This is a genomic window from Suicoccus acidiformans, assembly GCF_003546865.1.
In the GTDB taxonomy this organism is placed as follows: domain Bacteria; phylum Bacillota; class Bacilli; order Lactobacillales; family Aerococcaceae; genus Suicoccus; species Suicoccus acidiformans.
The window spans coordinates 666,234-681,988 of record NZ_CP023434.1; the positions used below are offsets into that span (position 1 = coordinate 666,234).

12 protein-coding genes, 1 pseudogene and 1 other annotated feature are annotated in these 15,755 nt (G+C 43.4%); of the genes and pseudogenes, 10 read left to right on the forward strand and 3 right to left on the reverse strand.

Going from position 1 to position 15,755, the window contains the following annotated elements; translation table 11 throughout:
• The first annotated feature begins 50 nt into the window (after positions 1-50).
• The 9 genes from polA (at position 51) to CL176_RS03255 (ending at position 10,593) form a co-directional block, all read left to right on the forward strand.
• Entirely contained in the window at positions 51-2,711 is a 2,661-nt protein-coding gene (gene polA / locus CL176_RS03220; protein ID WP_118990033.1) for a DNA polymerase I, read from the forward strand.
• A gap of 54 nt (positions 2,712-2,765) precedes the next feature.
• Positions 2,766-3,605 carry a DNA-formamidopyrimidine glycosylase gene (gene mutM, locus CL176_RS03225; RefSeq protein ID WP_118990034.1) on the forward strand — a complete coding sequence of 280 codons (840 nt, stop codon included), beginning with the start codon at positions 2,766-2,768 and terminating at the stop codon, positions 3,603-3,605.
• A gap of 23 nt (positions 3,606-3,628) precedes the next feature.
• Positions 3,629-4,222 (forward strand): dephospho-CoA kinase, encoded by a 594-nt coding sequence (coaE, locus tag CL176_RS03230; protein ID WP_118990035.1) that lies wholly within the window; start codon positions 3,629-3,631, stop codon positions 4,220-4,222.
• A 22-nt stretch (positions 4,223-4,244) separates the two neighbouring features.
• Positions 4,245-4,715, forward strand: a complete 471-nt coding sequence (gene nrdR, locus CL176_RS03235) for a transcriptional regulator NrdR (protein WP_118990036.1) — start codon at positions 4,245-4,247, stop codon at positions 4,713-4,715.
• A 7-nt stretch (positions 4,716-4,722) separates the two neighbouring features.
• A complete protein-coding gene (locus CL176_RS03240; protein ID WP_118990037.1) occupies positions 4,723-6,129 on the forward strand; it encodes a DnaD domain protein in 1,407 nt (468 codons plus the stop codon).
• Complete coding sequence (gene dnaI / locus CL176_RS03245) at positions 6,113-7,051, forward strand: primosomal protein DnaI (protein WP_118990038.1); 939 nt, start codon at positions 6,113-6,115, stop codon at positions 7,049-7,051. The genes CL176_RS03240 and dnaI overlap by 17 nt, the downstream gene beginning before the upstream one ends.
• A 168-nt stretch (positions 7,052-7,219) precedes the next feature.
• Positions 7,220-7,427, forward strand: a binding site (T-box leader).
• A gap of 59 nt (positions 7,428-7,486) precedes the next feature.
• Complete coding sequence (gene thrS, locus CL176_RS03250) at positions 7,487-9,451, forward strand: threonine--tRNA ligase (RefSeq protein ID WP_118990039.1); 1,965 nt, start codon at positions 7,487-7,489, stop codon at positions 9,449-9,451.
• Positions 9,452-9,812: 361 nt separating this feature from the next.
• The gene (locus CL176_RS12200; protein WP_162890803.1) at positions 9,813-10,097 is read left to right on the forward strand and encodes a hypothetical protein; all 285 of its coding nucleotides are present in this window, start codon (positions 9,813-9,815) and stop codon (positions 10,095-10,097) included.
• The gene (locus tag CL176_RS03255; RefSeq protein ID WP_118990040.1) at positions 10,021-10,593 is read left to right on the forward strand and encodes a hypothetical protein; all 573 of its coding nucleotides are present in this window, start codon (positions 10,021-10,023) and stop codon (positions 10,591-10,593) included. Before CL176_RS12200 ends, CL176_RS03255 begins: the two co-directional genes overlap by 77 nt.
• 464 nt (positions 10,594-11,057) lie before the next feature.
• On the opposite strand, the gene CL176_RS03260 is transcribed toward CL176_RS03255, so the two are convergent.
• Positions 11,058-12,263 carry a D-alanyl-D-alanine carboxypeptidase family protein gene (locus CL176_RS03260; protein ID WP_118990041.1) on the reverse strand — a complete coding sequence of 402 codons (1,206 nt, stop codon included), beginning with the start codon at positions 12,261-12,263 and terminating at the stop codon, positions 11,058-11,060.
• A 106-nt stretch (positions 12,264-12,369) separates the two neighbouring features.
• Positions 12,370-12,954 (reverse strand): uracil-DNA glycosylase family protein, encoded by a 585-nt coding sequence (locus tag CL176_RS03265; protein WP_240430574.1) that lies wholly within the window; start codon positions 12,952-12,954, stop codon positions 12,370-12,372.
• A 584-nt stretch (positions 12,955-13,538) separates the two neighbouring features.
• Here CL176_RS03265 and CL176_RS03270 point away from each other — a divergent pair.
• Entirely contained in the window at positions 13,539-14,297 is a 759-nt protein-coding gene (locus CL176_RS03270) for a nitroreductase family protein (protein ID WP_118990042.1), read from the forward strand.
• Positions 14,298-14,492: 195 nt separating this feature from the next.
• Here the strand turns inward: CL176_RS03270 and CL176_RS12975 are convergent.
• Positions 14,493-15,544, reverse strand: a pseudogene (locus CL176_RS12975) (IS30 family transposase).
• Positions 15,545-15,755: the final 211 nt, after the last annotated feature.

Here is a 15,755-nt window from a genome sequence, read left to right on the forward strand (position 1 = left end):
ATAGGATTTTTACAGTGTACAAAAGCACGTGTGCTATGAAGGAGAGAAAGATGGCAAAGCGAACGATATTGTTAGTGGATGGGAGTAGCTTAGCTTTCCGGTCCTTTTATTCGATTTTGGATTTGGAGCGCTTTAAGAATGCGAATGGTTTACATACCAATGCGCTTTTTAGCTTTAATCGAATGTTAGATAATGTCTTGGCTCAGTTTGAACCGACGCATGTTCTGGTTGCGTTTGATAAAGGGTCTAAGACTTTTCGTACGGACAAATATGCGGATTATAAAGGGGGCCGCGACAAGGCACCTGGCGAGTTTAAGGAGCAGATGCCTTATTTCCCAATCTTGCTTGATGCGTATGGTATTCGGCAATACAGTTTAGAAAATTATGAAGCGGATGACATCATTGGAACTTTAGCTCATCAAGCAGAGACTGAAGATGAGGTCATTGTGCTTTCGGGAGATAAGGATTTGACCCAATTGGCGGATGAGCATGTGACCGTTTATATTACGCGTAAAGGGGTTAGTGAATTAGAGGCTTATACTCCTGCATCTATTCAGGAAACGATGGGGATTCAACCACGCCAAATTATTGAAATGAAGGGCTTGATGGGAGATTCTTCAGATAACTATCCTGGGGTTACCCGAATTGGCGAGAAGACGGCACTCAAATTGATCCGAAGTTATGACAGTGTCGCAGAACTTTATGAGCGCATTGATGAATTAAAGCCATCGAAGATGAAGGAAAACCTTGTTAATGAGAAGGACATTGCCTTGATGAGTCGCGACCTGGCCGAAATCCGCCAAGATGCGCCGGTGGAAATTTCCTTGGAGGAAACCAAGCGTGAAGAAAAGGACGTAGAAGCCTTAGTAGACTTCTACCGTGAGATGAATTTCAATAGTTTCTTGGAGAATTTAACGCAAGAACCGGGGCTTAGTTTGCCTGCAGTTGAAGAGAGTGCGGATTTGCCGGAGTATACATTGCAATCGGTGGATATAATTGAAACGGAAATGTTGCCTGAAAAGTCGAGCTTACTTATTGAGCATTTACTGGAGAATTATCATGAAGGCACCCCGATTGGTTTGGCTTGGACTGATCCCCAGGCACATGTTGTATATGTGGCGGACTTTGAAGGAGCGCTGCAGCAAGACGACTTCCGAGCATGGTTGGCAGATGAGACGAAGGCGAAAGTAACTAAAGATAGCAAAGCAGCTGAAGTTCTCGTACACCGCTTTGGTGGCGAATTGAACGGGGTAAGTTTCGATGTGGATATTGCCAGTTACTTACTTGATACGCATAATAGTGACCAGTTAGCTGATATGCTCAAAGATGCATCGCTACCAGCTTTTGTCCAATATGATGACATAGTTTATGGTAAAGGGGCCAAGCAAGCAGTGCCTGAAACTGAGGTTCTTCACGAGCATTTGAAGACGAAGGCCATGGCCTTGGATTTACTGGAAGCCCCTCAAATTGAGCGTTTGAAGGCTGTGGAAATGGAGGATTTGTATCGCTCGATTGAATTGCCATTGAGTGATGTATTGGCTCAAATGGAAATGATCGGTATTAAAGTTGATGGAGCTATTCTCCAGGAACGTAATGAACTTCTACTCGAGCGTCTGGCTGAAATGGAAGAAGAAATCTATGAATTGGCCGGGGAGCGCTTTAACATAAATTCACCGAAGCAGTTGGGGGTGATTCTGTTCGAGAAATTAGACCTGCCGGTTATTAAGAAGACGAAGACCGGCTACAGTACCGCAGCGGGTGTATTAGAGAAATTAGTCAATGCGCATCCGATTATTGCAAAGATTATGGATTACCGCCAAGTTGCTAAATTACAAAGCACTTACCTTTCTAGCTTACCGGAATATATTCAAGCCGATGGACGCATCCATACCCGCTTCGATCAGACCTTAACTCAGACTGGGCGTTTGAGTAGTTCTGACCCTAACTTGCAGAATATTCCTACTCGCTTGGAAGAAGGCCGTAAGATTCGCCAAGCTTTTATTCCAACGGAACCAGATTGGCAGTTTTTCGGGGCGGATTACTCGCAAATTGAATTGCGGGTACTAGCTCATATTAGTCAGGACGAGCATATGCTTCAGGCCTTCCGCGATGGGGAAGATATTCATGAGACGACTGCTCGGCGGGTGTTCAACTTGCCAGAAGCAGAAGTAGTCACCAAGGACATGCGTCGCCAAGCTAAGGCCGTGAACTTTGGAATTGTCTATGGTATTAGTGACTATGGCTTGTCACAAAACTTGAATATTCCTCGCAAAGACGCTAAGGAATTTATCGAAACTTACTTTGCGAAATTCCCAGGAGTGGCTAAATACATGGAAGAAATTGTGGCCTTGGCCAAAGAACAGGGCTATGTGAGTACGCTATTTCAAAGACGTCGTTATTTACCAGATATTAAGGCCAGCAACTTTAATGTGCGTTCTTTTGCTGAACGGACGGCTATGAATTCACCGATTCAAGGAACGGCCGCCGATATTATTAAGTTAGCGATGATTCGCCTGCAGGAAGCGCTTGACGAACAAGACTTAAGGTCGCGCATATTGCTGCAGGTGCATGACGAGTTAATCTTGGAAGGGCCAGCTGAGGAAATGGAAATCTTGAGTGAGTTGGTACCTAAAGTGATGGAATCGGCTGCGGATCTGGATGTGCCGCTTTTAGTGGAGTACGATCAAGGCAATACGTGGTATGATATTTAGCCTGGATTTCTTACTCAAATACTGGCCGAATTATTCTTCGAAAGGAGCTTGGCAATGCCAGAATTACCAGAAGTTGAAACCGCCCGGCGAGGCTTAGCTGAGTTGGTTGAAGGGAAGGTCTTGGCCAAGGTGGTCATTACCTGGCCCCGGATTATCCATACGGATCAGCCACTAGAGGAATGGGCCGAGCGTCTTGTGGGCCAAAGGATTCATCATGTGAATCGGCGTGGTAAATACTTAATATTCGAGCTTGATCAAGATGCCTTGCTATCACATTTGCGCATGGAGGGGAAATACCGCTATTTTAGCTCAGATGATCAGCCTGAAGAGGTGTCAGTCCATGTACATGTGCGTTTCTATTTCACGGACGGAAGTCAGTTGCACTATCAAGATGTGCGCAAGTTTGGGCGGATGGAATTGCTTCCTTTGAGCGAAGTGGATGACTTTTTCATCCGGAAAGGGCTAGGGCCAGAACCGACGGAAGCAAGCTTTGACTTGGCAACTTTCTCTGAGGGTCTCAATAAGCATCAGAAGGCAATTAAGCTGGTTCTGTTGGACCAGAAAGTGGTTGCGGGACTGGGCAATATTTATGTGGATGAAGTACTGTTTCGTGCTTGTGTTCATCCGGCCAGACCCAGCAACAGTCTGACCCAGGCTGAAGTAGAGAGCTTACATCAAGCGATTATAGTAGTGATGGCTGAGGCTACTGCAGCCGGTGGGACGACGATTCGTACCTATGAGAATACTTTTGGTCAACCAGGGCATTATCAAGATTATTTACAAGTATACGCTAAAGCTGGTGAAGCGTGTCCACGTTGTGGCAGTTCGATAGAGAAAATCAAATTAGGGCAAAGAGGTACACATTTTTGTCCGAATTGTCAAGTTTTGTTATAATAGTTGCTAAAGGAGGCTAGGCTATGTATGCGGTTGTCATTACAGGAAGTATTGCGACAGGGAAATCTACTGTTTCAGCTTATATTCAGCAATTAGGCTATCCGCTCTTGGATACGGATGTGTTGGCACGCGTAGTGGTTGAGCCGGGACATCAAGGTTTAGCACAGTTGGTGGAGCGCTTTGGTCCAGAGATTTTGCAAGCAGATGGGCAGTTAGACCGAGCTGCCTTAGGTGAAATGCTCTTTGGTAATCCGGCAGTTCAAGCGGAGGTTAACGCTATCTTGCATCCTTTAATTGCTGAGGAGGTTCAGCGTGGCTTAGCGCGACTTGAAGCAGCTGGAGAGCCTCTTGTCTTTATTGATGTACCCTTATATTATGAAACCAAGGCAGACTTTCCTGGTGATGAGGTTTGGGTTGTTTATACCCCGGAAGCAATGCAGTTAGAACGACTCATCGAGCGCAATCACTTAACCGAAGCACAAGCTAGAAGCCGTATGGCTAGCCAACTATCTATCGAAGTTAAACGCACTTATGCTGATGTAGTGATTGATAATTCCGGCAGTCTAACTCAGACTTACCAGCAAGTTGACGAACAGATACAACGCATTCAAACATAAATAAGTGAAAGGAAGAACCCGCATGCTGTGTCCGAAATGCCATCAAAATGATTCCAAAGTTGTCGATTCCCGCCCAATTGACGGCGGTCAAAGTATTCGTCGCCGTCGTGAGTGCTTAAATTGCGGTTTTCGCTTTAATACCTTTGAGCGGACAGAGGTTGCCCCACTCCTTGTGATAAAGCGCGATGGAACGCGTGAAGAATTCAAACACGACAAACTACTGCGCGGGATTATCCGCTCAGCTGAAAAGCGTCCGATAACGCATGAGCAGATGAGTGAATTAGCCAGTAAAGTGGAGAATAAAATTCGTGAGCATAATGTCTATGAAGTACAAAGCAAGGATATAGGCGAATACGTTATGCCTCTTTTGATGGAATTAGATGAAGTGGCCTATATTCGCTTCGCCAGTGTTTACCGAGAGTTTCAGTCAAAAGAAATGTTCTTGCGCGAATTAGAATCCATGGACACACAGCAAGATCAATCATCGGAGTGATGCTTTCATGAATGTACAACCCTTGCAACCTTTCGAGATTGCCTATCCTTATGACCAGACGGTGTCTTATGCTTCTTTAACCCAGTGCTATCAACCAATTGTTGGTGGTTTTGCGATTAGTTTGTATTTGACACTTTTGCATTTGCCGGCACAAAGAAGACGTTACCAGCATACGGATTTAATGCAGCAGATGGATAGTAATTTGCAAGTGATTGAAGCGAGCCGACAGGCTTTAGAAGCTGTCGGCTTGTTAGATAGTTACCGGGATGAGGCCTCGCATGAAAAGGTGCAGCAACAAACTTATCTCTATCAGCTCTACGCCCCGAAGACAATCCCGGCTTTTCTTCAGGATGCTTTGTTAAGTACCGCTCTTTACGAGAAGATAGGTGACCAGCGTTTTCAAGAATTAATGGAGGCCAATTTCCCACAGGAAGACCCGGCAAATTTAGCTAAAGTTAGCCGAAGTTTTCAGCAGCAATTTAAAGCCGCTAGCCCAAGGGGGCGCCAGGAAGTTCAAGCGATGCAGAAGGCCTTGCACCAAGCTGAGGCCCAACAAACCTTGTCTTTCGATTATAGTAAGTACTTGAAATTATTAATAGCCGACGGGATAGATCACGCTCAATTGACCCAGCATTTGAAAGAAGAGGTGCTGGCTTTAACCCAAGTTTATGGCTTGGATGAGGTACAGATGGCGCAATTGACCAAATTAGCCTATAATCACATAACAAAGCGCTTGGAAATAGAGCAATTAAAAGCGATTGTTCAACAAAGGCAAAGCAGTGTCGCTTATGTCAATGCTTCCGGTGAAGCGCAGCAGGAAGAGTCCACAGATTTCAAAGAAACCCAAGTCAAACGCCTGAAGGAACTGAAAGATAGTTATCCTAACTTCAAGGAGGAAACCTATCAACTCATTCTTTTGGCGGAGCATTTACCGAAAGATGCTTTTCTCAAGCAAACGAAGAAGGCCCTGGACGGTTTCGCCACGGATAATGAGCTCTATTACATTAAGGAATTGTCCGAGCGGACGAATTTAAACGAAGCGGTCATTAATATTCTGGTTTATTACTTACTGGTCATTCAGAAGAATCCGAATGTCTATAAGAACTCCTTGCAAAGATTTGCCAATGAATGGCAGCAGCAGAATATTCAATCGGCTCCTCAAGCCCTTATTTATATTCAAGACAAGGAAATTAAGCGTCAAAAACAACAAGAACGACGCCAGCAATCCTATGCCAACCGTCGCCAACCTTATCAAGAAGTTGTGCCGGAGTGGATGAAGGAAGCGCAGAAAGCTCAGTCCGACAATGGAGCTTCTCACTCAGCAAATGTCTATGAGCAGATTGATGAGGAAGAATTACTGAAAGAATTAAATGAATTAATGGGAGAAGGTGATAGGGATGCAAAGGATTGGTAATATATTAGAACAACTGGAACGAAATAATCCCCATGCAGTGAATTTACAGCAAACTTGGCAAGATATTCTAAATTATCCACCGATTCATGACTTTATCCAAGCCCATCAAGCTGAACTGAGTCAGGAAATGATTGAGAATAGTCGCTCTAAGCTCAATGAGTTTAAACGCGAACATGAAGCAAAAGAACGTGGTGAAGAAGGACAAAATCCTGGCTTCACTCCAGAGTTAATCCTTAATGGCAATTATATTGATGTAACCTATGTGCCTACCGAAACGTATTACCGTTGGAAGGCAGAGCAAGTTCGCCATAGTCTATTGGATAATCGTATGATGTCCCGTGATGTACGTCAGGCAACCTTGCGTGATTTCTATGTCAATACCCCTCAGCGACAGTACTTATTAAAGCAGTCGATGGATTTTCTCCATGCTTACGAGAAAGAACCGTACGCCACCCAAGCTCTCTATATCCACGGCAGCTTCGGAGTAGGCAAGACCTATCTTCTGGGGGCGTTGGCCAATTATTTAGTCGATCGCCTTGAAAAGCATGTGACGATGATTCATTATCCAACCTTCACTTCTCAGATTAAGAATGCAATTCAATCAGGAACCGTACAGCAGACCATTGACGAAATTCGCAAAGTAGATGTATTGATGATTGATGACATTGGTGCGGAAGCCAATACTGCTTGGGTCCGCGATGAAGTGTTGAATAATATTCTTGAGTATCGTATGAAGGAGTCGCTGGCTACCTTCTTTACATCTAATTTCTCAATGGAAATCTTAGAGACACATTTGGCTAAAACTAAAGATAGCATTGACACTGGAAAAGCGATGCGTATTATGGAGCGTATCCGCTATCTTGCCCATGAAGTGGAATTCAACGGCGAAAACTTGCGCCAAGCTAAGCGCCAAGGCAATTAATGCTGTTACTAAAGTAAGTCCTTTGCATATGGAGTGACCAGGCAGTCATCCCTCTAAGGCGATGGGGTGGATTTGGGCGTATTGAAACGAGATGAGTAGGTGCCCTTTAAACTAAAATTAACTTGCACAGATAAGAAGAACATGATATAACTAATATAACAGAAAGACACAGGCGCATTGAAGACAGCCAAACCAAGCAAGCAGTTAAGAGAGGGATGAGTTGGTGGGACATCCTCTGGGACCTTGGCTTTGGACCCCTTCAAAGCTTTCATCCAGAAGTAAGAGTAAGGATGAACGTTCGGAAGCGATAATTCCTTTAAGAGCATTGGCTTAGGCCAGTGAATGTGGGTGGAACCACGCTTCTAGCGTCCCATTGATTGTATTGTGCAATCAATGGGATTTTTTTCTGTGTAGTAATCAATAAAGGAGAAGATTATGTCTAATATTACCTTAACGTTTCCTGATGGAAATACGAAAGAATTTAACCAAGGTGTCACGGTCAGTGAAGTCGCTGGATCAATTTCTAAATCCTTACAAAAAGCGGCCCTTGCCGGCAAACTGGATGGCGAAGTGATTGACTTTCATGAGCCGATTGAACACGATGGGCACATTGAAATCTTAACCGATAAAAGCGAAGAAGCCCTTGCTTTGTTAAATCACTCCGCAGCCCACTTACTAGCTCATGCTTTGAAGCGTTTATATCCCGACATTCACTTTGGCGTAGGACCAGCAATTGAGAACGGCTTCTACTATGATACCGATAAAGAAAACCCTATTACTGAAGAGGAATTGCCAAAAATCGAGAAAGAAATGAAGAAAATCGTTTCACAAAACTATCCGATTGAAGGCCGTGAAGTTAGCCGCGAAGAGGCCTTAGAAATCTTCCAAGATGATCCTTATAAGATTGAACTTATTAATGATTTGCCGGAAGATGAACGAATCAGTGTTTACACCCAAGGGGAGTTTACGGATTTATGTCGGGGCGGCCATGTTCCTTCCACAGGGAAAATTAAAGTCTTTAAATTATTGTCCTTGGCCGGTGCTTACTGGCGCGGCGATTCGAATAATAAGATGATGCAAAGGGTCTACGGAACAGCATTCTTTAAGCAAGCAGACTTGGATGCCTATCTTGAGATGCGCAAGGAAGCTCAAGAACGCGATCACCGTAAATTAGGTAAAGAACTTGATATCTTTATGATTAGTCAAGAAGCCGGCTCAGGCTTGCCTTTCTGGTTACCGAAAGGGGCAACCATCCGCCGAGTTATCGAGCGCTATATTATGGACAAGGAAATAGAATTAGGCTATGAACACGTCTATACACCTGTTATGGCAAAGACAGACTTGTACAAAACTTCAGGCCACTGGGATCACTATCATGAAGACATGTTCCCACCAATGGATATGGGTGACGGAGAGATGTTGGTTTTACGCCCGATGAACTGCCCGCACCATATGTTAATTTACAAGAATGATATTCACTCATACCGTGAACTGCCAATTCGTATTGCGGAGCTGGGCATGATGCACCGCTATGAGAAATCCGGTGCCTTATCTGGCTTACAGCGGGTACGTGAGATGACTTTGAATGATGCACATATCTTCGTTCGTCCGGATCAAATCAAGGAGGAGTTTACCCGGGTCTTGAAGTTGATTGAAGAAGTATACCGTGACTTTAACATTACAGATTACCGCTTCCGCTTAAGTTACCGTGACCCTGAAGATACGGAGAAATACTTCGATGACGATGAAATGTGGGAGACAGCCCAAAGTATGCTCAAAGAAGCCATGGATGATTTAGGCTTGGATTACTTTGAAGCAGAAGGTGAAGCGGCTTTCTACGGACCGAAACTGGATGTGCAAATGAAGACAGCGATTGGTCTAGAAGAAACGATGTCGACTGTCCAGTTAGACTTCTTATTACCAGAGCGTTTCGATTTGACTTATGTGGGCGAAGATGGACAGAATACGCATCGCCCGGTAGTTATTCACCGCGGTGTCGTATCTACAATGGAACGTTTCGTGGCTTACTTAATTGAAGAATATAAAGGTGCCTTCCCAACCTGGCTCGCACCTGTCCAAGCAATTGTGCTACCAATTAGCACAGAGGCACACGCGGACCGTGTGGAGGAAATTTACCATGAATTGAGAGCTAATGGGCTGCGCGCTGAGATGGACTTGCGTAACGAGAAGTTGGGCTATAAGATTCGTGAAGCGCAAACCTCTAAGATTCCTTATCAACTCGTTATCGGTGACCAGGAAGTGGCGGATGGCACGGTTAATATTCGTCGCTACGGCTCGCAAAAACAAGAAACGATGCCACTAGCGGACTTTATCCAAGCGATTCGAGCAGATATTGCCACTAAAAGTCGTCCAGTAGAGGGTGCTGAGGCAGAGGCGTAGAGGACTAACGAACGCTTCTATCCGCAACCTGGCTTGCAGATAAAAGAATACAAAACTGTCAGACGCAAGAAAATCCACACACTCCACAAAACACAAGATGCTCCAAGCCTTGATTAACTTGGGGCATTTTTTCGATTTTGAATTCCCGGCATACATAATGAAGGTCTTGCGACGTAAGTTACTAAAAGACCGCTATTACGTTATTATTTTAAATACCTCCTTATGTACCTCCGGAATTCAGCTGTTCAAGCGTGCAAAATGGTTGTTCGGGACTTGTTAAGTATTCCTAAGGAGCAATCGTGTATAATGTAGGTATGAAAGTGAGAGATTGCTTACACATTTTTCGAGAAAAGAGAGACGAATGAAGAAATTAGGGAATATCTTCTTATTGGGCTTGAGTAGTATTCTGTTATGTGAGGCGGGATATGATGGGCCGGCTACGTCACATCATATATCAGAATACACAGCAGAAGATGCCGTGGCTATTGCTTTCATCGGTATTGATATGACTCAACCGTGGACGAGCGTACTTTCAGAGTTGCCTGATTTAGCCACACCTGAGGTACTGAATGAAGCGCGCGACCGATTTAACATGGATTGCACCGATTTTCCAAGCAATGTTAGATCAAGTCATTACCGATGGTGAGATGAGCGGGCATGCTGAGCGGATGAATGATGCGACCGATGTTTATAATGACAGTTTTATGCTCAGTCAAATCATTGACGACGTGACGCTAGAAGAGCTGGCCGGCTTGAATATTCAAAGGACTGTCGAATATTATGCCATGCGTCAACATTTAGGGCCTTTTGGCGGGCGGAGTATCCGGGAAGTTTTGCAGGAGAACATTGATTATTTCTACGATGTGAACGGCTCAACCTATGAGCAGGATATTATTTATAATCTCGCCCAACGGATAGGGTATGCACCAGAAGCTTTCCGCTATACGCTCAAAGAGGAGCTGTCTGATACGGGCGCCTATTATTATATTGAAACCACTTACCAAGAACGTATCCTTTGGAATGGCCATTACAAGTATGATTATATGACGGATGAAATGTCTGTTCTGGGTGAAGGGATGATTGATTGGGTAGCGAGTGATTGGAGTTTGGGTTTATATGATAAATACGGTGTGAGTGAATAATAATGAGCGTCACCTCATTTTATTGGGCACGAATTGCTTGAACCGCAGCTTCTTCGGAGATATAAATTTCCCACATTAAGGCAGGGGTTGCATTAGTTAATTCAAAGGAAATAAAGAAACTCCCTTTCGGAAATCCTGTTGAGGATATTTGGAAGGGAGTTTTTGGTGTGGTTGTGGACTATAGGCAAGGCATAAAGCTTTAGCTAGCTGGGTGTGCTTAATATGATGTCCAAGTGTTCAATGTGGTCGTTGAAGAGATTTGGAAGTATCTCTTTGTTGGGTCCCGCTCATAGAAATACGTGAGGCTTATCAGCAGTCTCGAAGATTTGGAGGGAATGTTTTTTTCGGAGGAACGTACAATTATATCATAAGTATCGAGTCGGTGAATGTGAAACTAAAAGCCCAGGCATTTATTCAAGCTGAATAAATGCCTGTTTTTTTGAAAGTATATGCTATATAGCGTGTTAATTAAAGATACTGAAGATATTCCGCATGAAGTTGGTTAGTGGGTTATCGCGGCGATTCTCTAGGTTTGGATCGGCCGGCTCTTCGGTAGCTTCTCCTGCTTCTTCTTCAACTTCTTCAGGCTCTGGTTCGGCCGGAAGATTCGTTGGGAGATTCTCATTCTGATAGAGCTCTGGGTAATCTAATAAACCATCTAAAAGAATTTCTTGGTCCCAATAAGCGGTAAGGGGTTCGCCCGTCGAAGGATCTTCTCCGACGACTCCCATGACCACAGAGACAATACGGCGTCCATTCTCATCTCCAACAGCAACAAAGTTACGTCCGGCGTCATCTGTAAAGCCAGATTTCACACCGAGGTTTCCTTCGCGGCCGTATAAGGCACCAGGTAGCAATAAGTTCGGATTATATAAAGGGCGTTCATATTCGGTCCCTTCCTTGAAGAGATATTCAGGCGTTGAAGTGACATCAAGAATTGCTGGATATGCTTCAACAGCATATTGTGTCATCAAAGCAACATCTGAAGCAGACATGATGTTCTCATCATCTACGCCAGAGCCAGCAACCCATAGCGATTCTGGTAACTCTTCATTCGGAGCACCGGAAGTAGAGTAGAATTGGAAGTTGGTAATGTTCCATGCTTGCAATTGATCACGAATGGCTTGCACGGCAGCTTCTTCAGAGCCGTAGATTTCCCACATCAAAGCAGATGTAGCATCATTGCCTGATTCTAACATGACGCCGTAAATTAAATCTTCGACGGAATACTCTACCCCAGCGACTAAGCCGACGTTGGATAGGTTGACATTAGATGCGATGCCCTCAGCAATTGCATCAGAAACGGTAATCATTTGGTCCATCTTTAAGGCGCCTTCATCTAAAGCCTTATAAACTAAATAAATTGAAATGACTTTAGACATTGAAGCGATGGGGTACGGAGTATTTCCTTCTTTTTGAGCTAAGACTCGATGAGTTTCGGCATCGACTGCAATATATGAGCGAGCATCCATATTCTGAGCATACCAATCTTTCAGCTTTTGCGGATACTCTTCGGGCTCAACGTAATCTTCGGTTGGTTGGATATTCGTTGCATTAGATCCTAAATCTGGTGTTTTTGATAAGGCGAAGATTTGCGCACTTGGTTGTGCAAAGAGCACTAGAGCTAAACCAAGTTTGACAAAATGCTTCACGCGATGACTTGTTAACAAGTTACAATCCCTCCTATTTGACAATTTACCTATCCATTATAGCGAATATTCAGGGGCAAGCGCAACACGAATTATAAAACTCTTAAATAATTCATTAAATATCACATTATTCCACCAAAATATTCTCCACCAAGTTTTGTAAATGAGGGACCACTTCCTGTTCAAACCAAGGGTTCTTCTTGCGCCAGCCGATATTTAATGGGCTCGGATGCACAAGTGGGAAATAATTTGGCAAATAGGCTGAATAATTGCGAACAGTTTCGGTTAAGTTCCGCTCTCTTTGCTTGCCCAAGTAGAACTGTTGGGCATAGGCTCCAATGAGTAATGTCAGTTCTAAATTCGGCATTGTATCAAGAATGCGTTGATTCCATTTGGGTGCAACTTCTTTGCGGGGTGGTTTGTCGCCGGATTTGGCTTTGCCTGGAAAGTAATAATCCATTGGTAGTATCGCAATTAGCCCTGATTCATAGAAGGTTTCCTCATCCACCCCCATCCAGATACGTAATAAATCCCCGCTGGAATCTTTAAAACTCTGATTGGCTTCTTGGGCGCGAATACCTGGGGCTTGACTAGCTACTAAAATGCGCGCCTCTGGGGGGATTTGAAAGATTGGCTCCCAACCCATTTGAGTGAATTCAGCATTCATCGGGTCAGCCATAATTTCTTGACGAATTATATCGATTGATGTCACACCGCATCATTCCTTTCATAGCTTGTATTATAACATCTTCCCTGGGGGCTTACACTGACTTTCATTTAAAGCCTGTGTTTTTGCACAAATTCTAAGGTGTTGGGTTTTTAAGACTAAGATTTCTATCGCATTAAGTTCGTTTCTGCCTAACTAGCTCACAATCACTTACTGTGAAGAAGGATTTAGGGGTTTGTGCTCAAGCGTTTAGTATTTCAGATGCAAAGCCGAATCTGTAGCCTAAATAGTATTTAGCAAGATTTCGGTTATGATCTTCTTCAAAGCGATTATCGCCAAGTTAGAGGCCGGGATGCGTTAGCTGTGTTAGCGAACTCTGTTCACTAGGGCAGAATCCGACGCTTAAACTTTCTGCACATAAAAGAGCGCAGAGTACCATTCTTGAAAGTAATAAAGAAAGATCGGGCTAATCGCAAAGCTTAAGGATTGAAGGAGTGCTAGCATCCGCTTGTAGTAAATGGCACAATATCGGCCTAGTTTTTAAATAGGGCTTGACATTAAGTGGAAAAGCAAAGATTTTTTTGTATATCTAAAACAATAACACGTAGTTCATAAAAGGAGGTGATAAGATGAATACTTTTATACAAAAGCAATTGAAGTATCGTTCGATTCGTAAATACCAAGATAAGGCAATTGAGAAAGAAAAGGCGCAACTTTATCTTGAAGTAATGAGGCGGACAGCTTGCAGAGGAAGTCATGCCTACTCAGTTATTCGGATTGCCGACCAGCAATTAAAACATAGAATTGCAGAGGCAATTAAACAGGATTATGTTAAGGCTTTGCCTGAACTTATGATATTCGTCATTGATTTATATCGCTCTAAGCAAATTGCTAACCTTAAAGCTCCTGAAGTGGAGCATCACTTTTATTTCGACCAATGGCTTGTTAGCATCGGCGATACATACCTAGCTGCTCAGAATATGATGAACGCAATTGAGGCGGACGGCTTAGGGGGCTTATTTCTTTCTACAGTTGCCGATAATGTTCCTGTGATACGAGATTTATTAAGTCTACCTGAACTAACTTTTCCAATTTTAGGCTTAGGCTTTGGTTATCCTGCTGAGGATCCTGAATTGTCACCACGTTTGCCCTTAGATATAAAGGTTAGCACGAATACGTATGGCTCTTTAGAGGGCAAATACCAAGCCCTTTGTGAATATGATACAGAAATCAGAGCGTATCAGGCAAAAGTTCGAGGAGGTGAAGGGATTTCATTTACAGAAGCCACTGTGAACCGGGTAACTAGCAAACCGAGTCCATATGCGTATTTATTAAATGACTTTAAAGATGCGGGTGTGGATTTGTGCATTAGAGATTTTGAGTCATAACTAATTTACGTAAATTTCAAGTTTAAGTTAGCCACTTTGTTAAAACTAAAGACCTACATGTGAATTATTTACACTAGGTTGTTCGGCTTTACAATGAGCGTCGGGCTGGTAGGCTCTTGGCCAAAGCTGGCTAACCCAGATTTCACCAGCCTTTAAGCCAGCCCGGCGGAGGCTCGTTGTCAAGGCGAACAGATTTTAAGCTGCAGCCCTTTCTTGACGAAAAGCTTTTAAAAAGCAATCGCAAGGGCTTTGATAGTCCAAGGTCTTTCGTGGGTAGCGATTCATCTATTTTTGAATGCGCAAAATCTGCTGATCATTCATTTCCGATATTTTTTGACCTTTCGGCAGAAATCGCCGGATGTATTTATGCTGATGCTCGCTCGTCCCTCTTTCGTAAGAAGCAAATGGGTGCGTAAAGTAGGCGAATACTGTCTCTTGGAGGGCTTCTTGTAAGGAAGCAAACTCGGTTCCATTATCTGCTGTGACTGTTTTAAATAGACGAGTGTAGTCATCGCCACAGCGCTCTCTGAGCTGGGACACTGCTAAACAAACGCTTTTGGAAGTCTTACCCGGCAACTTAAGGAGAACTTCAAAACGAGTCATTCTCTCGACTAAGGTTAATAAGACTTCGTCCTCTTTAGTTTTTTGCCCGATAACCGTGTCAATTTCCCAGTGACCGAAATGATCACTAGATTCAACTTCTTCAGGTCGCTTGTCAATTGAATTTCCTAAAATCCGCTTATTTTCCTTAGCTGACCGTTTCTTTTGACGAGGTTTACGAGAGAGTTTCTCCAGTAAGTCCATATTTTTAGTGCGCATAATGCCACTATCTATCCAATTATAGAGAGTAGTCGTGCTAGGAATCAGTTTTGGGTCAAATAGCTCTTGTCGCTTAGCAAAACCAACGACCACATCAGGGGCCAATGATCTTCGAGCATTTTTTCATCTGCCGATTTAGGACGTCTTCCACAATTTAAACGCTGGTTATCATAAGCCGCCTGAGCCTTATCAGCATCATAAACAGTGTAGTAATAAACATGCTCTTTACCGTTCTGGACTTGTTTTTTCTTTTGTTTAACAGTCTCTCGCTTGATTTCATTATGAATGGTTTGGGGCGCCCGATTAAGACTAGCTGTGATAGCTCGATTTGAATAGTTTTCTTGTTTAAGAATAGCAATCTGGCAACGTTCTTGATAAGAAAGATGTGTCCCTTTTTTAGTAGCTGTGTTATCATGAATTTGCGTCACGTGAATTCATCCTTATCTATTGAGAGTTGTGGTAACTTCAATATAGCATGAAATTCATGTGATGTTTTTATTTTGGGTGGCTAAGTTGATTATACAATCCACCAATTTATTTCTGATTCAAAATAAATAAAATAAGCATAACAATTTTGTAATTTTGACACCTTATTATTTCTTTAAAATATTGACAGAAAAGCATTTTTAGGTTAACCTA